The sequence below is a fragment of the Rubripirellula reticaptiva genome (genome assembly GCF_007860175.1).
Classification (GTDB): domain Bacteria; phylum Planctomycetota; class Planctomycetia; order Pirellulales; family Pirellulaceae; genus Rubripirellula; species Rubripirellula reticaptiva.
This window is the reverse complement of record NZ_SJPX01000004.1, coordinates 1099245-1124872: the sequence shown is the minus strand read 5'-3', so window position 1 is coordinate 1124872 and position 25628 is coordinate 1099245. Positions and strand designations below refer to the sequence as shown.

At 54.5% G+C, this 25628-nt stretch carries 16 protein-coding genes; 7 read left to right on the top strand and 9 right to left on the bottom strand.

The window, feature by feature from the left end; all coding sequences use genetic code 11:
* Nucleotides 1–680: 680 nt before the first annotated feature.
* A complete protein-coding gene (locus Poly59_RS21220; protein WP_146536058.1) occupies nucleotides 681–1691 on the bottom strand; it encodes an HDOD domain-containing protein in 1011 nt (336 codons plus the stop codon).
* A 132-nt stretch (nucleotides 1692–1823) separates the two neighbouring features.
* On the opposite strand from Poly59_RS21220, the gene Poly59_RS21215 reads away from it, so the two are divergent.
* Nucleotides 1824–3383 (top strand): ATP-binding protein, encoded by a 1560-nt coding sequence (locus Poly59_RS21215; RefSeq protein WP_246151816.1) that lies wholly within the window; start codon nucleotides 1824–1826, stop codon nucleotides 3381–3383.
* Nucleotides 3384–3541: 158 nt separating this feature from the next.
* Here Poly59_RS21215 and Poly59_RS21210 read toward each other — a convergent pair whose 3' ends face one another.
* The 3 genes from Poly59_RS21210 to araD all read right to left on the bottom strand — a co-directional run bounded on the left by Poly59_RS21210 (nucleotide 3542) and on the right by araD (nucleotide 7669).
* Nucleotides 3542–4738: a hypothetical protein gene (locus Poly59_RS21210; protein WP_146536057.1), complete on the bottom strand. Its 1197-nt coding sequence runs from the start codon at nucleotides 4736–4738 to the stop codon at nucleotides 3542–3544.
* 212 nt (nucleotides 4739–4950) lie between these two features.
* Complete coding sequence (locus Poly59_RS21205) at nucleotides 4951–5856, bottom strand: dihydrodipicolinate synthase family protein (RefSeq protein ID WP_146536056.1); 906 nt, start codon at nucleotides 5854–5856, stop codon at nucleotides 4951–4953.
* Between the two features lie 79 nt (nucleotides 5857–5935).
* Nucleotides 5936–7669 carry an L-arabinonate dehydratase gene (araD, locus tag Poly59_RS21200; RefSeq protein ID WP_146536055.1) on the bottom strand — a complete coding sequence of 578 codons (1734 nt, stop codon included), beginning with the start codon at nucleotides 7667–7669 and terminating at the stop codon, nucleotides 5936–5938.
* A gap of 379 nt (nucleotides 7670–8048) precedes the next feature.
* Here araD and Poly59_RS21195 point away from each other — a divergent pair, with 379 nt between their 5' ends.
* Entirely contained in the window at nucleotides 8049–8267 is a 219-nt protein-coding gene (locus Poly59_RS21195) for a hypothetical protein (protein WP_146536054.1), read from the top strand.
* A gap of 45 nt (nucleotides 8268–8312) precedes the next feature.
* Here the strand turns inward: Poly59_RS21195 and Poly59_RS21190 are convergent, their stop codons facing one another.
* Nucleotides 8313–9569 carry an outer membrane protein assembly factor BamB family protein gene (locus Poly59_RS21190; protein ID WP_146536053.1) on the bottom strand — a complete coding sequence of 419 codons (1257 nt, stop codon included), beginning with the start codon at nucleotides 9567–9569 and terminating at the stop codon, nucleotides 8313–8315.
* A gap of 1837 nt (nucleotides 9570–11406) precedes the next feature.
* Between Poly59_RS21190 and Poly59_RS21185 the strand changes: the two genes are divergently transcribed.
* The 5 genes from Poly59_RS21185 (at nucleotide 11407) to Poly59_RS21165 (ending at nucleotide 20586) form a co-directional block, all read left to right on the top strand.
* Nucleotides 11407–11607 (top strand): hypothetical protein, encoded by a 201-nt coding sequence (locus Poly59_RS21185; protein WP_146536052.1) that lies wholly within the window; start codon nucleotides 11407–11409, stop codon nucleotides 11605–11607.
* Nucleotides 11608–11690: 83 nt separating this feature from the next.
* Complete coding sequence (locus Poly59_RS21180; protein ID WP_146536051.1) at nucleotides 11691–12956, top strand: DUF1559 domain-containing protein; 1266 nt, start codon at nucleotides 11691–11693, stop codon at nucleotides 12954–12956.
* Between the two features lie 574 nt (nucleotides 12957–13530).
* Nucleotides 13531–16761, top strand: a complete 3231-nt coding sequence (locus tag Poly59_RS21175) for a lamin tail domain-containing protein (RefSeq protein ID WP_146536050.1) — start codon at nucleotides 13531–13533, stop codon at nucleotides 16759–16761.
* 112 nt (nucleotides 16762–16873) lie between these two features.
* Nucleotides 16874–17485, top strand: coding sequence for a hypothetical protein (locus Poly59_RS21170; RefSeq protein ID WP_186776425.1), 612 nt, complete (start codon nucleotides 16874–16876; stop codon nucleotides 17483–17485).
* Between the two features lie 125 nt (nucleotides 17486–17610).
* Nucleotides 17611–20586 (top strand): endonuclease/exonuclease/phosphatase family protein, encoded by a 2976-nt coding sequence (locus Poly59_RS21165; protein ID WP_146536048.1) that lies wholly within the window; start codon nucleotides 17611–17613, stop codon nucleotides 20584–20586.
* A gap of 318 nt (nucleotides 20587–20904) precedes the next feature.
* Here the strand turns inward: Poly59_RS21165 and Poly59_RS21160 are convergent, their stop codons facing one another.
* The 4 genes from Poly59_RS21160 to Poly59_RS21145 form a co-directional block, all read right to left on the bottom strand.
* Nucleotides 20905–21507 (bottom strand): hypothetical protein, encoded by a 603-nt coding sequence (locus tag Poly59_RS21160; RefSeq protein ID WP_146536047.1) that lies wholly within the window; start codon nucleotides 21505–21507, stop codon nucleotides 20905–20907.
* Between the two features lie 38 nt (nucleotides 21508–21545).
* The gene (locus tag Poly59_RS21155; protein WP_146536046.1) at nucleotides 21546–23054 is read right to left on the bottom strand and encodes a serine/threonine-protein kinase; all 1509 of its coding nucleotides are present in this window, start codon (nucleotides 23052–23054) and stop codon (nucleotides 21546–21548) included.
* Entirely contained in the window at nucleotides 23051–23689 is a 639-nt protein-coding gene (locus tag Poly59_RS21150) for an RNA polymerase sigma factor (protein WP_222436148.1), read from the bottom strand. Before Poly59_RS21150 ends, Poly59_RS21155 begins: the two co-directional genes overlap by 4 nt.
* Before the next feature lie 190 nt (nucleotides 23690–23879).
* Nucleotides 23880–25622, bottom strand: a complete 1743-nt coding sequence (locus Poly59_RS21145; protein WP_146536044.1) for a sugar phosphorylase — start codon at nucleotides 25620–25622, stop codon at nucleotides 23880–23882.
* Nucleotides 25623–25628: the final 6 nt, after the last annotated feature.

Sequence of the window (25628 nt, the reverse complement as noted above, 5' to 3'; positions counted from 1 at the left end):
TGGTGATACTCGTGCGACTTGCATGCCTAATCCATGCCGCCAACGTTCATTCTGAGCCAGGATCAAACCCTTCAATTTTGTATTGATTCACCAGCGAGCAAGCTCGCCGGGAGAAAGCAAAGTTAAAACCGATAGTTGATCTGGTCTGGAGCCTCGGTAAAGACTCCAGCGATTCGCCATTTTTTCATTCATCCGAACCAAACCACTCCGAAAAGTAACCCGATCCAGAATCACGAGAAATGACCTCGCAAATCTAAACTCAACAGAAGTTTCATCACCAAATTGTCAAAGATCAATTAACCAATGGGCTGACTTGTTGACTTCAAATGAAGTCGGCCAGCGGCCAAAGGTTGGTCCCGTAGTATCGGGCAGTTTTTATTTTCGTCAACCGGCCGGACACTTTAAAAACCGAAGAATTTTCGGCGGCCTTGCTGGCTGATTTCGCGTCGCGGGCTTGAACGTTTCCTTGCGGAAGATGTCGAACCCGTGTCAGCGAGGCGGAAAGATAGAGGGACTTGTTCCTGGTCGCAAGAGGCAATGATGCTATTCCAGAGAATTTTTTGAAAAGGCTGTTCCTGCACTCCGTTCGAATCATGCATCCGCGATGCCTACGGTGCTTAGCAAACGGCGTAATCACGATATTTGCGGAGATTTTGAGGTCTTCAGACGGCGTCAATTTGCTACCGCAAACCAGAGACCGAAGCGAGCGTTGTCGAAAGCTGGGTCCACAATACGGTCAACAGCCCGGCGTCGATTCCAAGCTTTTTGAAGACGCGGTCGCTCGGTGCGACGATGGAGTGTGCTGGCGTCGACCCCCAACCACTGCGACTGCACAGGTAGTTGGCAATTGCCACGCAGCCGACGGTGTCGGCATGTTCCGAGTCAAGGACGCGCTCGGGCGCGTGGTGATGACGGGCTGCCATGGTCACGGCGTCGGGCAATCCCCACTGGCCCAAAATGGCTTCACCTAACTGACAGTGATCCCAGCCTAGAATGTCTCTTTCTACTTCATGAGTCGGCGATAGCTCGTCGATCTGGCTGACCACTTCGGCAAACGACTCGGGATCCAGTCGCTCGCTAGCACAAAGCCCAACGTCATGCAGGGCGCCAGCAATGAACACCAAACCGGGATCGCCAACGTTGCACATCCGCGCGATCAAAGTCGCGACGGAACCGACGGCAATTGAGTGCCCCCAAAGGATTTCGCGACTGTAAACGTCAATCTGGACCTCCGGCAGAAACATGCCTCGAACCCACGCCAGCACGGCAAGACGCGCCAATTCACAGCGATCCATGACCTTGGCGGCTTGCTCAAGAGTCTGATAGGGCTGCGAAAGGTTGTACATCGGCGTGTTGCACCACAACAACAATCGCTTGGACAACGTGGGTTCGCCGCTAAGCCAACGAACCAGGGTTTCGTTGTCGCGCCCGTCGAAATCCCCCGATGCAATCAGTCGCCGCGCACCATCAGGAAGCGCAAGCGACCACTTCGCTTGGTCGATTCGCAGGCCCAGGCGGGCTGATGAGAGGTTGGACTTCGACATGAATGTTTGCATCGAGCGGTTGGCGACCACGGGCAAATGGCATCTCTTAGTTCCTAGGTCACCAAACGCAGCAGTGCGGTCGCAATGACGACGTGCGACGATATCGCCCCGCAAATTCAATCCGGCTTGGCGAAATGGGCGGTTCATAACGATCAGTCTGATCAGGGGGACCAAACGAGACGCTCGGGGCGGCTATCGATTTTGTGGAATATCGCGACTGCCTGGGCCGATGAACAACGGAACACACTTCCTTTGCATCCACCTCAATCCGAGGCAGTCATGAGCGGCGACGTCGACAGCAAGCTCGATTCATTGATCTCTCGCATCCAAACGCTAAGCGCCGGTGGCACGCCAGCGGCCAGCCTGGCGTCGCTCGCAACTAGCCAGCCGGAATCCAGCGCACCGCAACCCAACTCGCCTGCTCAGGCTGCGCGCCCGGCGCCGGCACCGGCGGCAGCCGAGGCCCAGCGGCCTTCCGGTTCACCATCCGGTCCCGCAATCGCTCGCCCGACCGGGGAACCGGCCCAACCTCGACCGGCTCGATCGCCAGAACCGCTCGGATTCAAACCGTCCCGCGACGAACCTTGGCGACCAGGCGAACCTGCCGACATGGTCGCCGCTGGCGTCAACGAAACGCTGCTCGAAGCCATTATCTATCGTTTCATTCGCAACATCGGCGAAGCGGCAGGACGCAGAATCGCGGACCAAGTGAAATTGCCCTTCGGCATGATCGAGCCGCTGCTGACTCGCTTGAAGGCAGAACAAAATGTTGCCTACAAGAACTCGACGTCGACCAACGACTATGTCTACATGCTGACCGAAAGCGGTCGCGCGATCGCACGCGGTCACATGCAAGACTGCACTTACTACGGCGCGTGCCCAGTTCCGCTGAAGGAATACATTGCCAGCGTCAAACGGCAAACGATCGAAGGCCAGTACCCCAAGAAACAAGACCTGCTGAACGCCTTCAAGGACTTGCTGATCAATCCTGCGATGCTGAACAAACTCGGCCCAGCCGTCGCCAGTGGCCGCGGTATGTTCCTGTTCGGGTTCCCCGGGAACGGCAAAACATCCATTGCTGAACGAGTCACCGGCGCGTTTGGAAAGTACGTCTGGATCCCCCGCGCGATCGATATCGATGGCGACGTCCTACGTGTGTTCGACCCGATGTGTCACGAACTCGCGATGCCCGAAGCCGGCAGCGGCTTGTTGGACATCGGCGGATTCGACAAACGCTGGGTCCGCATCCGTCGCCCAACCATCATCGCCGGCGGTGAATTGACGATGGACATGCTTGAAGTTCAAAGCAATTCGGAAAGCAATATCAGCGAGTCGCCCCTGCAACTGAAAAGCAATTGCGGCACGTTGGTCATCGATGACTTTGGACGTCAACGAATGCGGGTCGACGAACTGCTAAACCGCTGGATCGTCCCGCTTGAAAAACGCTATGACTTCTTGAACATGGCATCCGGAAAGAAAATCCAGGTGCCGTTCGATCAACTGGTCGTCTTCAGCACCAACCTTGAACCCAAGGACTTGGTCGACGACGCGTTCCTGCGACGAATCCCCTACAAAATCGAAGCGGAAAACCCACCGGAAGCCGACTTTCGCAAGCTGTTCGAAATCATGTGCAAGGTGGTCAAAATCCCCTATGAAGCGGACCCGATCAACTATCTGATCGAAAAGCACTACAAGGCAGTGGATCGGCCGATGCGCATGTGCCAACCCCGTGACTTGCTGCTGCAAGTCAAGAATTACTGCCTGTACAACGACCTGCCCATCGAACTCAAACACGAGTACATGGACTTCGCGTGCGAGAACTACTTCTCGGTGATGTAGGGGGAGCAGGTGTTAGGTACAAGCGTTTAGGTACAAGCGTTTAGGTACAAGCGTTTAGGTACAAGCGTTTAGGTACAAGCGTTTAGGTACAAGCGTTTAGGTATTTGGAAGACATAATTTTCCTAAAACCTAATCTCTAACACCTAATCCCTATTCACTCACGGACTTCGCAGCAGCGCACCGACGGCTTCTAGGTACTTGGCGACAATATCGATGTCGATCTTGTCCCACTTGTTGGACTTGTGACGCAGGATGGCGAGTTTCATCATTTCGATGGCGTCGGCCAAGTCTTCGGGCAGTTCCGGCAGTCCCGCAAACGGCTGCATCGGAGTTGGCGCGACCTCGACGTTTTCAGGTGCGACGCCCAATCCGCCCGGGTTGGGAAGTTCGGTGTTGCCAGCCAACGACTGCAGTTCTTCTTCATCACCAAAATCGGCATCTTCATAGGTCTTGCCCATCGCGGTACCAGGCTCGTCGCCGTATTCGCGAGTGCTGCCGCCACCCTGTGCGGGCTCGACGATGTCCTTGTCGATGTCCTCGTCCGTATCGACTTCGACGATCTGGCTGGACGTCGGACGCTGCGAATCAACGGCGCCGTGCGCTTGCCAACGCTGCTCTCGCATCCCGGAAACGCTCCATCCGGATTGCACCGCGCCTTCCAGCCACAATGCAGCGTCTTCCCAGTCCTGAGCCGCCAAAAAGTGGCTCCAGTAGAGCCCTTGGTACGACTCGTATTTCGATCCGAACTGATCGTAAACGCGGCGCAGACGCCCGACATGCGGTGCCGTGACTCCGCCAACGCGGCGAGCCCATGCTTCGTCGCTGTACTGGTCGGCTCCCACGCCCGATGCGATCAACGCCGCTCGCCATTCACTGATGATGCGGCCCTTTTCCCAATTCGTGGTGCTGATCAGTTCGTTCCAGCGGCCGACAAACGGCGTCGCCAAAACAGCAAGCTGCTCTTCACCATCGTCGGCTGCGGCGTCCTCGGAAACCGCCTCGGTCGTTAACTCGGCTGCGGCTACGGTCTCAACAACGTCTTCTAAGGCAGTCACAGCGTCGCTGGCGACTGATTCCGACACGTCATCGCTTACGTCATCGCTTACGTCATCGCTGACGTCTTCGTAGTCATCGTCATTGCTGTCGAAGGCCTCGCGAGCCTCCTCGACTTCGGGATCAACGCTAGCTTGAACCTCGGTGTTCGCGTCTGCTGATTGCTCAGCGGCTGATTCACCAGCAGTCAGTGCGTCTTGCGAGTCGACGCCATCCTCCATCGCAGTTTCGGCGTCAACCGATGTTGCGCTACGGGAGGTGGCTTCGTCAAACGGGGCTTCGTAGGAGTCGTCGGCGGTCATGTGCATCCATCGCGGAGAAAAAGAATCTTCAAACGAGCTACGCATTACGCTACCGACTGTCCCACCGACTCGTGAAGACTTGATGAGCCCAGATCAGCAATCCAAGGCAAATTGCGGGCCGATCAAGCCGCGTGCGGAAAATATGACGTGTGGAAAAGATGTCGGGTCGATGACTTTAACGACTGCAACACCCATAATCTCGCCACCGCCGTCTAGCCCACCATCGATTTGACGGCCGCCGCGATCTCGGCGATCTGAGATTCCGACAAGTCGCTTAGCATCGGCAACAACGGACCTGTCTTGGCGATTCCGGCTGCCTCAACGGCATGATGCAGCACACGAATCGGGTTGATCCCGTTCCGCAGGTCTTCCAGCGGACAGAACCATTTTCGAATCGATTCGGCGGTGGCGATATCGCCCGCATGGATCGCGTGCATCATCTCCATCGATTTGCCCGGCGCGACACAAACGCACCCGCTGGTGAACCCTGCCATGCCCACGTCGTGAACGTGAACGATCGCCGGTTGCTCGCCGATCCCCGACACCATCCGATCAGCCGGGAAGACCTGCATCACTTCTTTCATATAGGGATCGTCGGCCGGATCATCCAGCACGACGGCGTACTTGATCCACGAAATCACTCCGTCGGCCTCCAACGACTTGATGATCGACGGATCAAGCCAGCGATCAAACTTCAAGTACAACACAATCGGCTTGCCAAATTTTTCGGCGATGTGACGAACGCCGGATGCGATCCCGTTTTGATCGACGATGTCACGCGACGGCAACAACATCACCGTCGGAAAATCAAAGTCGGCAAGCACATCGACTTGATCCATCGACAAACCGTACGCCGGCCCCACCGACGGCACCACGACCGTATCGTCGCCCGCACTGTCGGCAAGCACTGAAAGCAACGACGCGTACTCAGATAACCGAGCGTGATAGAAGACCGCGTTACCGCCGTACAACAGCGAACGCACGCCACCGGCTTCGATGTGCCGAATGATTTTGGCATTTTCGGCCGCATCGATTTTAAAGTTCGCGTCCCGAGCAAGCGGGGGGACAGCGATCACGGATTCGCGAAGTTGGGCAACAGAGAATGGTTGTGTGTTCATAATTTGCGTTTAATGAGAATGATTACTTCATCGCCCAACCGAACGAAACGAAGGGGCGTTCAAGGTGTCGCGAAAGAGCTTAGTGGATGCTTGGTTCAGCCCCAGGACTGCGGCCGACTAGAAAGTCAAAGTCGCATCCTTTGTCGGCTTGAGTGACGTGTTTTGCATACAAGTGGCTGTAACCGCGCTCGGGCACCGGAATCGACGTTTGCATCGTTTTTCGCCGCAATTCGGCCTCTTCGTCCGACACGTGCCAGTGAATGGTTCGCTCGGGAACGTTGATTTCAATCTCGTCGCCGTTCTTCACTAGCGCCAGCGGACCGCCCGCAGCACTCTCCGGTGCAATGTGCAGCACGCATGTACCGTAACTCGTCCCACTCATCCGCGCGTCGCTGATCCGCAGCATGTCACGAACGCCTTTTTCAAGTAACTTTTTCGGCAACGGCAACATGCCCCACTCCGGAAAACCAGGTGCCCCGAGTGGCCCGGCTGATCGCAAGATCAAGACACTGTTTTCATCCACGTCCAGGTCCGGATCGTGAATCTGTTCCTTCATCGACGGATAGTTGTCGAACACAACCGCCTTGCCGCGATGGACCATCAATTTTGGATCCGCCGCGATTGACTTGATCACGCAGCCACTCGGTGCCAAGTTGCCTTTCAGCAAACACGTTCCGCCGACTGCAGCGACCGGATTTTCGCGAGTCCGGATGACTTCGTCATTGATCACTTCGGCGCCCGCGATCTGCTGACCCAGCGTTTTGCCCGTCACGGTCATGCACTCGGTGTTCAGCAGATCCGTCATCCGCGACAACATCGCTGGCAAGCCGCCCGCATCTTGAAAATCTTCCATCAAGAATCGGCCGCTCGGACGAATATCGGCCAGCACCGGCGTGATCCGCGACAGCTCGTCAAAACGATCAAGCGTCAACTCAATTCCCAACCGACCGGCGATTGCGATCAAGTGCACGATCGCATTGGTGCTGCCCCCGATCGCCAGCGAAGTCATCAAACCGTTATCGATCGACTCGGCCGTCATGAATGTCGACGGTTTCAGATTCTCCCAAGCCATCTCAACCGCTCGGCGGCCCGTTCGTGTTGCCAAGCGACAATGCTCGGCCATCACAGCCGGAATCGTCGCCGCGCCGGGCAAACTAAATCCCATCGCTTCGGTCACACAGGCCATCGTCGACGCCGTGCCCATCGTCATGCACGTGCCAGCCGACCGGGCGATGCAGTTTTCGATGCCTTTCCAGTCGCTGTCGCAAAGGTTGCCTGCCACCCGTTCGTCCCAGTACTTCCAGACATCTGATCCGCTGCCCAGCGTTACGTCCTTCCAGCGTCCCTTCAACATCGGGCCGGCCGGAAAGAAGATCGATGGGATGTCGGCGCTAATCGCGCCCATCAACATCGCTGGCACCGTCTTATCGCAACCGCCCATCAACACCGCCGCGTCGACCGGATGACAACGCAGGACTTCCTCGACCTCCATCGCCAACAGATTCCGGTACAGCATCGTCGTCGGCTTCATCATCATCTCGCCCAGCGACATGACAGGAATCTCGACAGGAAAACCGCCCGACTGCAAAATGCCACGCCGCACTTCTTCGGCGCGATTACGAAAGTGCGAATGACACGTGTTCATCTCGCTCCACGTGTTCAAAATCGCGACGACCGGTCGATCAGTGAAATCGATGTCGTCAAACCCCATCCCCTTCATCCGCGACCGATGCCCAAACGAACGCATGTCGTCCGGCGCTAACCAGCGATGAGAACGAAGCTTGGTCGGGTCGCGGTCGGGTGAGTTTGTCATGAAAGCGGCAATCGAGTGATCGGAGCGGGGTCTGCGAAGCCCAGTTTAACGGCCTCGCGACACAACCGCGATTGCCCGTCCAGATCACGACAACGCCAACTCCCAAACCAACCGAACAAGGTCCACGAGAAAAAAATTGACGCCGAGATGCAACCATCCCCAAAAAAGACACTGCGTCTGCCTTCCCTCCGCCGCCACTCTCGGGAGTCGTCTGATGAGCAGCTCCTACTTGCTGCTGCTTTTGCTGGCAAGCCTTGCTCTCCCTCAGCCTACATTTGCCAACGACGCCGCCATCGCAACGCTAAATTGACCGGACGATCTGCGTCCCCATCGACGCGAACTTCAACTCAAACTCAATCATTGGCAAAGATCGCAGACGATGCAATTGATCGCGTTGCAGCACTTCTTTGCAAGGATCGCAAAACAGATGGACGACATTGTTCGCCGGCTGCGCGTAGCCAAAGACCCACGTAATCCAGCCCTGCTTGCCGAAGCCTTTGCAGTTGCCGCCAAAGTGCTCGACAGCACCAGTGTCGCAAAAAAATCAACAAGGTGGAAAGCAAAAGCGGACGCCGAAGTCGCCAAGGCCAAGCGTTAACTTCGCTTTGGCTGACTTCGTGTCAGTCACGACGCACTCAAACGATCATTCGCCGATGCAAAATAAATGCTTGGCACCGCGAATGAAGATTTCGTCATCCGCAATCGCCGGCGTCGCATCGACACCTTCGCCAACCGAATTAACACTGACGACGTTGAACTTCGCCGCATCATCGATCACCACCGTCGTACCGCTTCGCCCCGTCAAGAACACGTGACCGCCGGCCGCCACGGGTGATGCGTACGTTGTGTTGATGTTGGGCAATCGCACGGTCTGAAAATTCGACTCGCCAGTGTCCGCATCCAAGCACGTCAGCAAGCCCGTTTTGGCTTTAAAAAAGTACAGCCGATCGCCCGATAACAACGGCGATGCGATGTCCGGCGTGTCACGATCAACCGACCAAACGATGGCATTGGTGCCTTCGACGTCGCCTCGCCCATCCGGCTTGAACGCGGCTAAGAACGAACCCCGATAGCCGCTGCCAACGTAAACGATGCCATTGCGATAAACCGGCGACGCAACGGGTCGCTGAGTCTGGCCGCCGCATGCCCACAGCTCTTTGCCGGTTTCCAAATCATACGCCCGAGCCATCGTTTGCCCGTTCATGATCACCTGAGGTCCCGAAGCTGACGGGATCACCATCGGCGTCGCCCAACAAGTGGGCTCGTCACGCGGCGTCTTCCAAATCGTCTCGCCCGTCGCTTTATTCAAGGCATACAGGAACGATGGTCCCTCATGATCCCACGGCACCAAAATCTTCTCGCCCACGATCGTCGGCGAACTTCCTTCGCCAAAATCGTTTCGCGTGATCATCTTGCCAAAGTCATCACGCTTCCAAACCAAATCACCATCCATCGTGTACGCATACAACCCTTGCGATCCAAAGTGCGCATAGACGTGTTCGCCATCGGTACATGGCGAAGCGGATGCGAATCCATTGGTTTCGTGAGTCGGCTGATGAGGCGTCGCCACGGTCGCGGTCTGTTTCCAAATCAGCTTGCCGTCACCACGATCAAAACAGAACGTTACAAACTCGAGCTCGGGCAAACGTCCAGTCGATTTCCCCGTCGGCACGCCCGACGTCACAAACACACGGTCCTCCCAAACCACGGGCGATCCCGATCCGTTGCCAGGCACGTCCACCTTCCACTTCACGTTTTCAGTCGCCGACCATTTCACCGGCGGCGCAGCGTCACTGGCAACTCCGTTCCCATCCGGACCCCGCCAATGTGGCCAATTATCAGCCGACGCCGAAACCGAATAAGCGACCATCAAGACGGTCACACCTGCCAAACTTCGCATATCTTTATTCCAAGAAAGAAACTCAAGACTTAAAACTCAAACGCCCGAATCGCTGGCAAGCCATTTACCCCAACGCAAACGTCATCATCGCCAAAACGCCCAGTATGGTTGCCATGATGTGATCCGTGTTCGGTGCGATTCTCGAGAAATGAACTGCTGCGACAAAACGCCAAGCCGACTGGAAGCGACTTTGCCCGTCGAAGCCCATTCTACGGCAAGGACGAACCCACTTACTGCAGTGCCAGCGCTATTCCCGGCTTTTCCGAGGCTCTCAGGTTCGAGCCCACCACGCGCCGCGAACTGGGATGAAGTAGCAGTCATTGGGGATCGAACTGCAAAGCTGTTCTGATTTCCAACCTCGTCGCGAACGGAGTTGCGGGGCGCAAGACCAAGGCGAGTACACCGTCATCATGGAATCCGGCACGTTGACGCATCAAGCTGGCAACATCCGACCGTCACAGTTGCTCGGCGCATCCCAATTGGAAACCGGCGTTGATTCCGCCCATCACGATTCCGGGACGCGGCAAGTCGCAGCGAACATATCTCAAAAATTCACTCCGCCGTTCGTCTCGCCACCACCAAATCCAGGTGCCCCCAGACCTCACCCTACCGAACGACTGCACTTACGGAAGCACTGAGGTCCCCACCGCTGCTAGCCACAACCATACCACCCGACCTGACCTAGATCGAATTCGTACCGGCACCGCCCATGTGCCACTCAAGAGCCTTGCTCAGCAAAATCGGCTTCGGCGTGCAAATGAAATTGCCCACAAAACGGCAGCCACCGAATGACGCTGCGAACTAGCGGTGGCAAACGAAGCAGTCGCCAACAACTTACTTTCTCCCCGAAAGAAGCACTTCCCAACCGAAACTGCCTGGTGTTCATCCAGACTTTTCGATCAGTCGCAACTCGGCTGTGCGTCGCGTTGGACGCTTGCAAGACACCGCGTTAGATCCATTTGGCCTACTTCCACGTCAACGGCAGGAACTAAACGATTTGCCGCGAGCAGAAAACCGTGAATAAACGATGAACATTTACGAAAGCTTTCGTTAACACGATGTCTCGATAAGGAACTTATCGGACAAGAAACGAAAACAAATACGAGGACCACCACCAAACGGCCCAGCGTGGGGGACGAAGCAAGATCATGAATTACGAGAGCCCATCACGACCATTAAACAAGCTTGCCGGCGACCAACCTTCCATTGAATTCACTTGCTATGTTTTCGCGACGGAGCCCACAGAACAAAATCTTTGAACTCAGCTCTGGCAACAACAAATGAACATCACCTCAAGTCGCGACGATCTTCATCGAACCCTAACGATCGACCGCTAACATACTGGTTCGCTAGCTCGCAGCCGACGCCGATACGATTCCAATGAATGAAATACTTTCGACTGGGAACGATCAATGGTCGCACTGAAGATCTCGCGAATAGCGATTGCTGTCGAACTCATTCGTTAGTTGGTTCGCATGCGAATGAAATTTCGCAGCCATCACAAATTTGAGAACGGATTATTTGCCCGAATGATCTGCTGAAGGCTTAGCAATTTCCATTGACACCTAAGCCAACAATCGCCTCGCTTTTACCCCTACTTGCCTTCCTACAAATCTGTTTTCATATCAACGACCGCGCGCAATTGTCGGGAATCCAGTTCGAAAATGCAATCGATGCATTGAAAACTCAAAGGAATCTTCATTTGTACTCGTTCGATTCGATGCCAGGGGATCGTCATTCAATACGGATTCCGAATCGCCAGACCGCGTCATACTCTGGCTAGGAGTCGGGCGTGCATCGCAACGGTGTGGAATCGTTTTTAAGGAATCAGAAAACTATGAAATTCAAATTGAACGTGAACTCTGTGGCGGCTGCTGTGTTGCTGATCATCCCAGCAATCTCGGCTGTAGGCTGCGGTGACGGAAGCGATTCCGTTGTGATTAAGCCAGGCGAACCTTACCAGCCAACGGCAGAAGAACAGGCAACGATCGACTTTGTAGAGAAGGAAATGGCGGGCCGAAGCGGACAGCAGCGATAACTCGCTGCACTCGGATATCTCAGCCGTACCGAGCACTTGATTTACAACTCAATCTTTCTTTCGATTTTTTCAGGACACAAGCGATGCCAAGACATTTAAAGAAGCCTGTTCACGGCTTCACTCTCGTTGAATTGTTGGTGGTGATTGCGATCATCGGCGTGTTGGTTGGGCTGCTGTTGCCGGCGGTTCAGGCCGCTCGCGAAGCTGCCCGTCGAATGAGCTGCAGCAACAATTTCAAACAGATCGGGCTGGCGATCCACAACTACCATTCAGCGTTCAAGCGGCTGCCCAGCCACATGGAGGGCACAAGCAAGCACAACCCTGCTGCCAATTGGTTCACGACCCAAGAGGTTTCCAATCAGCGTTCACTGAGCATCTTTGTTCCCTTGACGCCATTCTTTGAACAGCAAGCTTTGTGGGAACAAATCGCAAACCCAAACATGACAGACTTGTTGTCGGCGACCGGGCTTCGCCCGTCGGGCCAACCCTGGCCGGCAATGGGTCCAACCCCAACAGACGACACCAACCCAGGCGGAAGCGTAACGGCACGCAACTCTGGCTATCAACCATGGATGACCGAAGTACAAACACTAAGGTGCCCAAGCGATCCAGGGTCTGGACTGCCCGGAATGGGACGCACGAACTACGCAGCCTGCATCGGCGATGCGATGCACTACTTGGACACCGGCAAAGTGCTTTACAACCTAACGGGGACCTGGACCTACGGCCCCGAAAAGATCCTAGCCTCTGGCCGTGGCGTCTTCATTCCTCGCGAATCAATGAGATTCCGCGACATCCTCGATGGGACATCCAACACCATCATGGCGGGCGAGATCGCTACTTACTTGGGCGACAGAGCAAAAACCGGAATTGGAAAAACGATCTCCAGTTCACAGGCTAGCAGCTTACAAGCCAACCCAACTTTCTGCACAACGCTCTCACCATCGATCGATCCCCTACGTCCGCAGTTCTGGGCTTCCGGCGCGACCAACATCATGCCTGCGAACAAGGGACGTGGTATGCGATGGGCAAGCGGCATGCACCCCTACTCGGTGATGCAAACGATTCGCCCACCGAACAGCGAACTATGCCTATTATTCGGCGACACAGGAAGCGGTGCAGTTCCACCAAGCAGCTATCACCAGGGTGGCGTTCACGTGCTCATGTCTGACGGCGCAGTTCGATTTATAACGGACTCGATTGAGGCCGGCACTCAAACCAACGGCACGGTGATCGCGACATACGACGGCGGCACGGGATCACGCGCGCCGGGATCGCCAAGTCCTTATGGCCTATGGGGATCGCTAGGAACTCGCGCCAGCCATGAGGTCGTTGACTCGGAGCTTTAAACACAAATCTTTCGTTACAGCATCACTGTTCGAATCGTTAAACCCACCGCCGCGCAGACCTCTGCAAAATCGACGGTGGGTTTTCTATTGATGCATCGACGATCTCATAAAGCCAACCGATCAACAAACTGATCCGTCGCCTTACCAAACCGATAAACCTCCCAAAGTGAGCGGCTAGGCACCCCTGCCCCAGTGATACAAGCAGATGATATTAAGAATGCGAAAGCATTTTTTTATTGCAGGCAATGCCGCTTCAACTGACGAAACACGTCGACTAGGGAAATATCAACTACACAGTTGAACCTTCATAAAAAGCTCACGCAATCCGTTCAGTTTAGAGGGTTTGCGTAACTTGCATTACGTATAAATTGCATTGCCGCATCACTTGGATATGTCAATTCTTCATTCACTGCGAATTGAAGAACTGCCAACAGAGTGGATCCATCGTCGCAAGTCTTTGGTCCAGGTTCCTCAGGGATTTAAGGAATTTAGTTGACCAATGCATAAGGCGACTCGGCACCTTGATATTTTGCCTCGATAAGACTTCCACTTCATTAGCCAACGAGCAATCAGCATGGGTCGCATTTCAAGCTTCGTTTCTCAACTCGGTAATTCAAATCGATCTGCACGGGTGGGCTCTAAATTTCGCCGGTCCACGAAACTCCGAAATCGTAGATTTGAGCAACTCGAAACGCGGAAACTGCTCGCCAGTGACCTCTTCATCAGCGAATATTTGGAAGGCTCATCAAACAACAAAGCGTTAGAGTTCTACAACAACTCGCCAGCAGCAATTGACCTGAGCGGATATTCACTCGAGCGATTTACCAATGGGTCTCTAACCGCCTCAGCGACGCTGCCGTTCTCTGATTTTTTCTCATCGCCAGGTGAAGGATCGCTGGCTCCCGGAGCAACGTTTGTCATTGCTAACCCGAGTTCCAACACTCTAATTCTTGGCCTTGCTGATGTGACGAGCGGGGTCATCAACCACAACGGGGACGATGCATACCAACTTTTACAAGGCACAACGGTCGTTGATACATTCGGCGTCGTTGGAGTGGATCCAGGTAGCGCTTGGGAAGATGGGGCCGTAAGCACGGCCAATCAAACATTGCGACGCAAGCCGACCATCGTCGATGGTAACGTCGCCGGATTTGATCCGATAACCAACCTCGGCGATGAATGGGATTCGTTTCCGTCGGACACCTCAGACGGACTGGGTTCTCACAATGCAGGCAATGCAGGACTAACTCTGACTCAGTCCGATGGATCCACTTTTGTCGTCGAAGGCGGCACAACGGATACGTTTGAAGTGGTCCTTAACCTAGCCCCGACTGACGATGTGACGCTGACGTTGTCGACAACCGATGGTGAAACTTCGACGAACGTCCCAAGCCTAGTGTTCACCGCGGCAAACTGGGACCAACCACAGACGGTCACAGTCACAGCAGTAGACGATGGTGACTTTGAGGGCGCGCACAGTGGCATCGTTAGCTTTACCGCTTCGAGTTCTGATTTGGATTACAACGGCCTCGTCATCAACGACTTGACCGTCAGCATTGCAGACAATGACGCACCACCTGCGAACTCGTCATTCGTGATCAATGAGATTCGTGTCAACGCCGGAGGCTCGATCACTGACTTCGCAGAAATCGTTGGTGACCCTTCGACGTCAACTGCCGGCCTGTATTTGGTGTTCGTCAGCGGCGAATTCGAGCCAGGCCAGATCGATGCTGTTATCGATCTGTCGTCGGGCGTTTCGGATGCGAACGGGTTCTTGTTGGCAACAAACTCAACCACGAACGTCGCAACTGACTCGGGTGATGTTTTGCAGCCCGGTTTCAGCGTCTTCGGATCGCCACAAACCGTCTTTTTAGTCGAAGGGTTCACCGGTTTAGTGGGCGACGACCTGGACGCTACCAATGACGGATCGCTGGACACGACACCTTGGATCGGCACTCCGTTTGATTCGGTTTCGCTGGTCGACGGTGACCAAGCCCCCGACTTCAGCTACTCGGCGACAGTGTTTGGTCCAGACGGAAACTTCACGCCCAGCGGCGTCGCCCGTGATGTCGACGGTACAGGCAACTATGTTCAACTCGCGTTTGGCAACGACGACCTAGACACCCCCGGTTCAACCAATTCGGTAGTCACCATCGCCGCGACGACGGATGGCGACGAAGCCGGCCCGGTGGATGGCGTCTTCACCGTCTCCCAAATCGCAACAAAAGCAACGGACACGGTCATCAGCTATAGCGTCGGCGGAACGGCCACCAGCGGCGACGACTTCGTCGCACTTAGCGGAACGATCACGATCCTGGCTGGTAATTTGGACGCGACCATCACGGTTCCTGTCATCGATGATTTAGTCGTCGACATCGGCGAGTCCGTGACCGTCACTCTCACTGCGATCACCTCGGGCGACCCAAGTTTGGTACTCGGCAATGGTATCGAAGCAACCATCAACATCGCGGACAACGATTTCGTCAGCACTCTGTCGCCTGGTGACTTGGTGATCAATGAGATCATGCAAAACCCAAGTGCAGTATTCGACAGCAACGGTGAATACTTCGAGCTTTGGAATACCACCGCAGCCGACATCGACATCAACGGGTTTGTGATTTCGGATTTTGACGGCGAATCACACACGATCTCGAATGGCGGCAGCCTGATTGTTCCCGCGAACGGCTATTTGGTTCTCGCGATCAACTCAGACCCTGCCACAAACGGTGGAATCGTTGCCGGATATCAGTATTCGGGATTCAACCTTAGTAACGGGGCCGACGAAGTCGTTATCACTGATCCGGTCGGCACGGTAATCGACACAGTCGCCTATGACGGCGGCCCGACATTCCCTGACCCGGCCGGCGCTTCCATGGAGTTGATTCTTGGGGTGGCATCTCCAGGAACCGACAACGACACGGGATCCAACTGGCAAACCTCCACAGCCCCTATCGCTGGCAGTACCGATTTCGGAACGCCGGGAGCGGCTAATATCGTTCCCGTCGGCGACACAACGCCCCCGACGATTACGGATGTAAAAGTAGCTTCATCAGGTTGGTCGACGCTTTTCAAATCGACGATTGACACGACCTCCTCCGAAGGACTTTCGTTACCGGGTGCTGATCAATTGAAGAACCTGACTTGGTTCAACCTCAACACGATCATCGTTGAATTCAGCGAAGATGTTCAACAGTCCGGTGGAACAGACATTGACCTAACGAATCTGTCGATCGCAGGAGCAACCGTCGCTGATTATGAGGCGTCACCAGGCCTGACGGCAACCTATTCCGATGGTGGTGGCGCAGGCCCATTCAAACTGACCATCAGCTTGAACAGTGGATCATTTGGTCCCGAGAAACTGCTGGTGATTATCAACGATACCGTTCAAGACACTGCCGGAAATTTGCTTGACGGCGAATGGACCGATGCGTCAAGCACGACTTCAGGTGACACCGTCGCAGGCGGCAACTTTGCCTTCCGCATCGATGTCCTTCCCGGTGATGTGTCAAACGACGACTTCCTGCTTGGGAATGACACCGACACAGTATCCGGCGCGCAGTTCACTTTTGCCGGCGGCGCGGGCTACGATCCGTTCACCGACGCAAACGGTGACGGCTTCTTGTTAGGTGACGATACAGACAGCATTTCGGCTGCTCAGTTCACCTTCCTGCCATCCAATGAACCTGTAGCGCCATCCCCGACACCTGCTCCGCTGAGCCCGCCCGCGTTGGACCTTTTATCAGATTCAGACGCGGATGATTCTTGGGCGTATTTAATAGATGTTGCTCTAACCGAACTCATCTGATGTCCAAAGCGTTCTCACGTGATTCCCATCGCCAGAGAGATTGCTTGTGTGCTTTTGCCTCTATCAACGTCGATGAAGGCGATTTAATTCGTTTACTTTGGAGAAGATGATAATGATAAAGAACGCGATATTGGGAATTTCCCTAATGTTTGCGAGCGGACTAGGAAGCATCGCTCACGGCGCCATTGTCGTTTCGGGCGAAATCGTTCCAATCGCCGAAGGTTTTACTGGCGATGTTGGGATTGGTATTTTTGCGACCTCCGACGTCGCCACGACCATTTCGTCGTATAACTTGCCGACACTTTTCTCAAATCCGGCAGTTGCAAGCTACGCAAGTTTCGAAGCAACGAATTTTGGATTTGGAACGGAGTCGGCGCCAGCACTTCCTGCCAACTTTACTAGTGACGTTGGGTTCGCAGGCGGTGCAGGCGCGATTCCCGTACTCGCAATGGAACGCGTCAAAGTGGGCGAGATCGTCTTCTCGATTTCGAACGCACCGCTCGGGCTGACAGAAGTCGGTCAATTCATCGACACCGGTTTTGACAGGAACTTCTTTCAATTCGCCACTTCCGGCGGTGTCCAAAGTGGAGGCAACGGTGGTTTGACTCTTGGATCGCCGTCACTTGGTATTCAAGTGAGTGCAGTTCCCGAGCCATCGGTGTTCGCCCTTGCCGCCGTCTCTTTGACAGCCGTTGGGATGCGTCGCCGCAGAACCCAAAAGTAGACCTGATTTTTCAGCTTACTTCGTATGACTTGTCCGCCGAGGGCTTTGCTCTCGGCGGACGTTTTATTTCTTAATCTGCATTTTTCGCAGAATCGAATCTTTCGATCCTAATTCAGCAGCGCCTAATGATTCGCTTTCTTCGACTTGGACAAGGTTCTGCGATTCCCCAAAACCGTTACGTCAATCGCTGCAATAGGCGCCGAATTGTTCTGTTTGAATCACTCGAGTTTCGTCGTTTGCTGACCGCTCTTCGCGTGGTTAACTACAACGTTTTGCAAGGCGGCCCGACAGACGCAACAGCGGTGGGCCACTACAGCACGATCCTAAGTGCGATCGGCAACGAGACGAAGGCCGGCGTGACCCAGCCGATTGACTTGCTGGTATTGCAAGAGACCAATTCTAGCTCGATCAACAGTATCGAGAGCATCCTGGACTCGCTCTACACTGACGATTACGCGCGGTACCTATCCCCATCCTATGGCGGACTCGCTTTCGGGTTCGTTTACAACACGACAACTTTACAGTTGCTGGGAACAAAGAACTTAACAGGTTCGTTCACACGTCCTCCAATGCGAGGGCATTTTCAGCCTATCGCGGCCACATCCGAAGATTCAGATTTTTACATCTACTCGACCCACCTAAAAGCTGGTTCCGGCTCGAGCGACGCCAGCACTCGAGCCGTTGAGGCCAGCCTGATACGCACAGACGCGGACGCCTTGGGCGAAGGTGAAAACGTGTTGATCGTCGGTGACTTCAACCTGAAGAACAGCTTCGAGGGCGCGTACACGAACCTAACCGCTAGCGGCGCAGGTCAAGTATTCGACCCCATAAATTCGCCGGGTAACTGGACGAATAATAACGCGTTCAAGAGCATCCATACTCAGGATCCCAGCGGCGGCGGCGGAATGGACGATCGCTTCGACTTGCAACTCGCCAGCGGAGAACTCTTTGTGGCCGGCGGCCTCGATTACATCCCAGGATCTTATCGAGCGTTCGGCAACAACGGCACGCACTCTTTGAATGGAATTCTGACGGGATCCGGTGCGGCGGCCAATGTTCTAGAGGCGCTTCGCGGCGCTAGTGACCATCTGCCACTGGTCGTGGATTACGAGTTCGAAAATGTGCCCGCTGAAGTCGTCGTCAATGAAACCGACGGTGCCACCGATGTGATAGAAGGCGGGATTCCAGACAGCTTTTCAATTACTCTCGTTGGCGTGCCGACGTCGGATGTCACGGTCACCTTGACTCCCAACGTTCAGCTGGATCTCGGCAACGGCCCTGGGATCGCGATCAATCGCACGTTCATTGCCGGTACCGCGACGACCCCGTTTCAGATTCTGGTCAATGCAGTCGATGACTTGGTTGCCGAAGGACTTCACTCGGGCGTGATTTCCATATCAACATCTAGCACTGACTTGGTTTTTAACAATCTGAGCATCGCCAATCTTCAAGTGAACATTACGGACAATGACAACGCAGGCGTAACGGTCGTCCAATCCGGTGGAATTACAAACGTAACTGAGGGTGGTGCCGCGGACGCCTTTACCGTGGTCTTGGACACGATTCCAAACGAAACCGTGACCGTCATAATCACCCCCGATAACGAATTGGATCTGGGAAACGGCCGAGGAACCGCGGTCACCCGTATTTTCACGCCAGCAAACGCATTGATCGCTCAGGTCGTCGACGTCACCGCATTCAACGATTCCTTGTTTGAGGGACCGCACAGTGGGCTGATATCGATCTCAGTCAGCTCCATCGACACGGCCTATAATGGGCTCACGCTTGCGAGCTTATCCTCTGCCATCATTGATGATGACACAAGCAAGACGCTGACACTGGCTGGCGAAGTAGAAGAGTTTTTCGGCCCAGGAACCTACAACTTCGATTTCTACGTCACCGCAACTGGTGGAACACAAGAATTAAGATCCTGGAACATTCCGTTTGCGTTTGATCTACCGGGTGCCACGTTTAGCGGGTCTCTCGCCGACTTCCAACCAAACGCCGCCTTTTCTCAAGAAGCCGTTGCACCGCTCAACTCTCCCTTCACTGCTGACTTCGGGCTAGCAGGATCCGTTGGCCAAATGTCCTTAGTCGAAGGGCAGCCTGTTAGCCTCTTCACGATCAGCTTGGTGGTCGACGAGACGGCATCGATAACATCGCTGACTGAAATTGGACAAGTGGTCAGCGGTGGATTCGATGCGAACTTCTTCGCTTTTTTTGACGAGAACAATCAACGGATACCGACCGAATCAATAATCGTCGGAAGTGGTTTCTCCCTCGCTCCTGATCTAATTCCGCCAACGATCACCGACGTAAAAATCGCGGGAAGCGGCTGGAGCTCCGCTTTCTTGCAGTTTAGCGACCCTGGATTCTCGGAAGGCGTATCATTGCCCGGCGCTGATCAATTGAAAAATCTCACTTGGTCAAATCTAGATACAATCGTTGTTGAATTCAGCGAAGAGGTCCAACAACAAGGCGGTACAGACGTTGGCTTGGGGAACCTCTCGTTGATGGGGCTTAACATCCCGGATTACAAATCAACCATTGGATTATCGACATCCTATTCCAACGGTGGTGGATCTGGTCCCTACCTACTAACCATCAGCCTTTTAGGTGGTGAGACGTTTGGGCCAGAAAAACTACTGCTTGCGATTGGCGATACTGTTCAAGATACGGCCGGTAACTCGCTCGACGGAGAATGGGTCGACTCGGCAAGTGCGGTTTCGGGTGATTCAACTGAAGGTGGGGACTTCAATTTCCGCATCGACCTGCTTCCTGGTGATGTTTCCAACGACGACTTCCTGTTGGGTGATGACATCGACTTGATCGCAGCTCAGCAATTCACGTTTGCCGGTGGACCTGAATACAATCCATTTTCGGATATCAACGGCGATGGATTCTTGTTGGGTGACGATACGGACTATGCCTCCGTGTCGCAGTTCACATTCTTACCTTTCGGCGTTCCGGCTCCACCGCCATCCACCAGTGCAAGTGCAGGCAGCCCGAAATCCGTGCTGCTTCCTTTGCTCGGCGACGAAAAAGTGGCTTGGTCCGAGATGGTGGATGAATTACTCGACACAACAGGAAAATTGTTTTAAGACATTGAGCTCCGCCGACCGGAGTGTTGCTGACTTCCACGGCCATCGTCAGGCAGTCGGGTGAAGTTCATTTCTTGTTGCAGTTTGAAGACAACGAAGCCAGGGTCCAGTGCGTAAAAACAGCCGTGACACTTTGGTGCTTCCACCGGGACCAGACGGCTACGTTTCCGACGAGTACTTTGTCACCGTCAACGACAACTAGATTGTCGACGTCGCCGGCAACGTTCTGCCGTCCCAATTACCGGGATCATTCCAGTTGCAAATCGAGATTGTTGACCAACGTCGAGGGGTCTAGACGGATCAGCGACCAGCAAAAACTTACCGGGATTGGAACCCCATTCCACCATCCATTCCGCCGTAACCCATTTCACCCCCGCCCCCATATCCTTCGTTGCCTTCGTTGCCACGTCCAACGCCCTGCAGATCGTCGAGTTGCAACAAACCTTCGGCGGCCAATTGAACGCTCTGAAGCTGCAGTTGCACAACACGGTCCTTCGCGGCCGTGCGGCGTTTCAGATCGCTTTCAAGTTCAGCCAAACTGTTACGCAGTCGTTCGATGTCTTTCTGACGCTGGCTCATCATCCGGTCGTAACGCTGCTCGAACGCTTCGCGAATGTAGCCCTGCAAGGTGCTCTTGTTTTCAGGCGTTTTGGCTTCCTTCAGTATCTGGATCGCACGCGGCAGATTGGCACGGAAAAGTTCATCTTGGCTCGGCTTCTGCTCAGCTCCCATTCCCATATCCATGCCCATCATGTCGTCCATCCCCATCTCCATCCCCATGCCGTAGTCGATCGGCTGGTCAAACGGATTGTAAATGGGCTGCATGGATGTGCCGGGTCGTTTTTTTGTTTCGGCGTGTGGCGTTTGTGACCAAGCGGTGGTAGCCGCGAAACACAAACACAAAACGAATAAACGTTGCATAGGTAGCTCCTAGTTTGAATCGAGTGAAGAGTTTGTTGTCATCTTTGCCGAGACATTTGAATCATGGTTTCCAAACGATCGACTTCATCCTGCCAATTTGAATTGCGCAATTGAGTAACGGGAACGGCAACGACGGAATCAGCTCGTTTCAACCGGTCAGCCAGTGCCTCGATCCGTTCGATACGGCTTTCCAATTGCCGAGAATCGAGCATAGCCGAGCTTTCAATTTGACTGGCTGCTTGCGCGATGTAGGGGCTAATCGAAATGTCCGCTGGCCGCTGGCCGCCGGACTGCGATTGCTGGTCGAGTAGATCAAGAGGCTCAACGAACCGAATCGCCCTGCCACTCGAATCGAGCATCAACCACGACGTCGCAAGACCGACGATGCCCACAAACACAACAAGACTGCACGCCATCAACAACCGGCGTGTACCCTTTTTCATCGGTTTTCTCGCTGTTTGCCCCGCTTCGACTTGGACTTGCGATGTCTTCAGCGCGTCAATCACGGCATCACAATCAGCGGGGCGTTTCGATCTTGGGCGACTTAGCAACCGCTGGACCAGCCCCACAAACGCAGGCGGCAGATCGTCACGATGGGTCGCCAATGAATCAGCATCATCGGTGACGATTCGGTGCAGTACCGCGAGCGTGTTTTCCGATTCAAACGGCGGTTGTCCGATCGCCAAAAAGTAAAGCAGACAACCGAGACTGAACAAATCGCTTTGGTGATCCACATTTTCGCCGCGAGCCTGCTCGGGGCTCATGTAATTGGGCGTCCCTGTAATGATGCCAGTCTGCGTTAACGTCACCGAGTCAGCCGCACGTGCCAATCCAAAATCAGTCAGCCAGATTCGGTCAACATTTTCACCCACCATCACATTGCCCGGCTTGATATCGCGATGAACAAGCCCCCGACGATGAGCAGCCGCCAAGCCTTCGGCCAATTGCCCAGCGATTCGCAAAATCGTCGCAACATCCGGTGGCCCGTTCGACGTAACCCATCGCTGCAACGTCATGCCGGGCACGTAACGCATCACCAAGTACGGCAATGTCGCATCGGCTTCGACGTTGTAAATCGGAATCACGTTTTCGTGCGCGACGCTGGCAGCGGACTGGGCTTCGCGGGCGAATCGCTGCCTTGCCGGTATCGACGCAGCCCACTCGGGTGCCAAGACCTTGATCGCGACCGTACGATGCAGATCACTGTCATGCGCCCTTAGCACAACGCCCATCCCGCCACGGCCAAGCACCGACTCGACTTCATAGCGACCGATCCGGCCAAGCATCTCGGGATGAGTCGGCGTATCCAAAAAACTTAGGTCGATGGGCGGCAAAGGATGTGACGCATCCAACATCGATGCGCCGTCGGCTGGAATCGACAACCATTCTTTGGCATCGTCCCACCAATGGGCTTCGCCGCCCAAGTCGGCCAGCGTTTGTTGGCAGCGAACGCAACCTTCAACATGGCTAGCGATCGATTCAACGTCGTCACCGGGATCAATGCTTTGCTGGACGAATGCGTGCAAAAGGGATTCATCACAGTTCATGACGACACCTCGCCTGAGGAATCCTGGTCAGCGAATTCCCTATCAGCGGTATCCGTCCACGCAGTGACTGCCTTACGCAGCCGTGACATCACTCGGCTGCGGGCGACGTAGATCATCCCTTCATGCATTCCCAAGTCGGCGGCAACCTGCTTGACGCTGTCGCCTTGGACATGAGTCCGATAGAAAGCCTGCCAGGTTGGATCACTCACCTGACAACGCACGTTCTCGGCCGCCCAAGCAAAGACCTGTCGTTTTTCATTCCAGTCCCAAAGACTGGCCGATGATGTGTCGTCGGCCTGTTGGTCCAACCATCGGTGAACGTCGGTATCGCCGCTGCCGGATTCTTGACGCGATCGACTGGCTAAATGATCAGCCAACTTGTTGCGAGTGATCGTGGACAGCCAGCGGCGAAAACTACTGCCTTGTCGATCATCCGAAAAGTTGTTGATCGATTTAGCGACCGCCAGCAAAGTTTCTTGGACCACTTCGCGCGCATCGGCTTCCTGCAGCCCCCAACGCGACGAGAGCCGAAATAGCATGGGTTCGTAAACCTGCAAAAATTCAGCCCAAGCCAAATCGTCGGCCGGGTCGCTCAATCGCAGGATCAAGCTCGCTCGTGTCTCTGGACTAATCACGTCAAGTAGGTCTCCTGGGGCTATCATCTTAAGCCACCGAGAAACCTTGCACGAAAAACCAAAACAATTTCGTTTTTGCGATGAGCGGAAAATAGCTCCGACATTCACAAGCTCAACATCACCTTCCCGCTTGCGGGAGGGTCGGACGCAGTAGCGGCCGGGGAGGGCCGTATAAAAATCTCTCCAACCGCTAGCGATTCGTGATCCACAGCGACTGATAGGGAGTCAATTCCAGGACACTCGTTTGCTCGTCAAACCGCAAACCGGATATCGCGTCGTACCAGACATCGGTAGAAATCAGATTCAAGTCCGACAGCCGTAGCTCTTGAACCTGATTCGTCATGTTGTAAACACAAAAGATGCTCTGGCTGCGATCTGTACTCTGACGCCAATAGGCAAAGAACGGTTCGCTTAATTGAAGCGTGAACTGCGTCGCGTTTGGGTGGAACGGAGCATGACGACGACGCAGTTGCATACGACGTGTCAGCTCGCGAAAGACCTGGGCGTGTACCGACCGATCATCGCCTAAATGTTCTTGCAGATCGGACCATCCCCACTTGTGCCGATTGATACTCCGGTTCTGATCCGTCGCCGCCACACCATCGAGGTCATTGCCCGTCGCTAGCAGGCTGTGAATGTAGAACGCAGGGATTCCCTCCAATCCCATCATCACGGTTTGCGAACACAGAAACCGTTCGACCTGCCACTGATCGGTTCCGGCAACCGTCCCCTGCAACGCATCGAACAACGCTACGTTCAGTTCGTAAACTCGTTCGCCGCCACCCTCGGTGCGACGTGTTGAAACCTTGCCACCAAAACTGCGTACCGTTTCGACAAGCTGCAGTTGCTCTTCGTCGGACAATAATCCTTCGGCCGGCCGCATCCCAATCCCGTCATGCGACGCAGTGAAGTTCAAATAGGTGCAACCCACCGGCGCCGGTGGCATGCTCATCATCCATCGCTTCAGATATTCCGTTTTCCCCGTCAATAGCGCGTGCACCAGTAGCGGCGCAAGGCTGAAGTTGTAGATCACGTGTGCTTCATTGCGATTGCCAAAGTAAGTCAGATTTTCGTGATTGGGAACATTGGTTTCGGTGATCAGTAACGTGCCCGGGGCAAACGAATCCGTGACCGTACGGATCAGCCTGACGACCTCGTGTGTCTGCGGAAGATGGATACAACTTGTCCCGGATTCCTTCCACAAAAACCCAATCGCGTCGAGCCGAAAGATGCTCACGCCTTGCTGCAAATACAGTCGCACGATTTTCAAAAACTCGAGCAAGACCTGCGGATTTCGGAAATCAAGATCGACTTGATCATGGCTAAACGTGCACCAAACATGCTTCAGCCCGTTGGCCGTTTTGGTCGGGCGAAGTAGTGGTGACGCACGAGGCCGAACGACCGCTGAAAGATCGTCACCCGCACTTGCTTCCATGAAATACGTCGCACCAGGTTCGACACCGTCACAGTAATTCTGGAACCACTGACTTTGCGACGAGCAGTGGTTGATGACAATGTCTGCCATCAAACGATAGCGATCGGAAATTGACGAAATCTGCGACCAATCGCCCAATTTTGAGTTGACCTGCGCATAGTCGATCACGGCAAAGCCATCATCCGAACTAAACGGACAGAACGGCAACACGTGCACGGCGGAGACAGCACCCTGCAAATGTTGACTTAGAAACTGATCAAGAGTTTCAAGTGGTGCCACATCACCATCGACGATCGAATCGCCATAAGTGATCAGCAAACAATCTTGCTCGGACCACAATTGATTCAGCGGAAGCGGAATCTGTGGTTGAAAATCATCAAAGATCGCAATGACCGAATCAGCAAGCTCCTCGGCGTTCGCTTCCGGATACAAAAAACGAAGGTGCTGACAAAGTTGCGAGCGGACGTTCGAGTCGTCTTGACTAGAAGGTGAAACCATCGGAAT

Excerpts from the sequence above, each read along its gene's own strand:
- Poly59_RS21145 (WP_146536044.1), bottom strand. The coding sequence starts at position 25,622 with ATGGTTTCACCTTCTAGTCAAGACGACTCGAACGTCCGCTCGCAACTT.
- Poly59_RS21170 (WP_186776425.1), top strand. The coding sequence starts at position 16,874 with ATGATAAAGAACGCGATATTGGGAATTTCCCTAATGTTTGCGAGCGGA.
- Poly59_RS21205 (WP_146536056.1), bottom strand. The coding sequence starts at position 5,856 with ATGAACACACAACCATTCTCTGTTGCCCAACTTCGCGAATCCGTGATC.
- Poly59_RS21155 (WP_146536046.1), bottom strand. The coding sequence starts at position 23,054 with ATGAACTGTGATGAATCCCTTTTGCACGCATTCGTCCAGCAAAGCATT.
- Poly59_RS21165 (WP_146536048.1), top strand. The coding sequence starts at position 17,611 with ATGATTCGCTTTCTTCGACTTGGACAAGGTTCTGCGATTCCCCAAAAC.
- Poly59_RS21160 (WP_146536047.1), bottom strand. The coding sequence starts at position 21,507 with ATGCAACGTTTATTCGTTTTGTGTTTGTGTTTCGCGGCTACCACCGCT.
- araD (WP_146536055.1), bottom strand. The coding sequence starts at position 7,669 with ATGACAAACTCACCCGACCGCGACCCGACCAAGCTTCGTTCTCATCGC.
- Poly59_RS21175 (WP_146536050.1), top strand. The coding sequence starts at position 13,531 with ATGGGTCGCATTTCAAGCTTCGTTTCTCAACTCGGTAATTCAAATCGA.
- Poly59_RS21195 (WP_146536054.1), top strand. The coding sequence starts at position 8,049 with ATGCAATTGATCGCGTTGCAGCACTTCTTTGCAAGGATCGCAAAACAG.
- Poly59_RS21190 (WP_146536053.1), bottom strand. The coding sequence starts at position 9,569 with ATGCGAAGTTTGGCAGGTGTGACCGTCTTGATGGTCGCTTATTCGGTT.
- Poly59_RS21210 (WP_146536057.1), bottom strand. The coding sequence starts at position 4,738 with ATGACCGCCGACGACTCCTACGAAGCCCCGTTTGACGAAGCCACCTCC.
- Poly59_RS21220 (WP_146536058.1), bottom strand. The coding sequence starts at position 1,691 with ATGAACCGCCCATTTCGCCAAGCCGGATTGAATTTGCGGGGCGATATC.
- Poly59_RS21215 (WP_246151816.1), top strand. The coding sequence starts at position 1,824 with ATGAGCGGCGACGTCGACAGCAAGCTCGATTCATTGATCTCTCGCATC.
- Poly59_RS21180 (WP_146536051.1), top strand. The coding sequence starts at position 11,691 with ATGCCAAGACATTTAAAGAAGCCTGTTCACGGCTTCACTCTCGTTGAA.
- Poly59_RS21185 (WP_146536052.1), top strand. The coding sequence starts at position 11,407 with ATGAAATTCAAATTGAACGTGAACTCTGTGGCGGCTGCTGTGTTGCTG.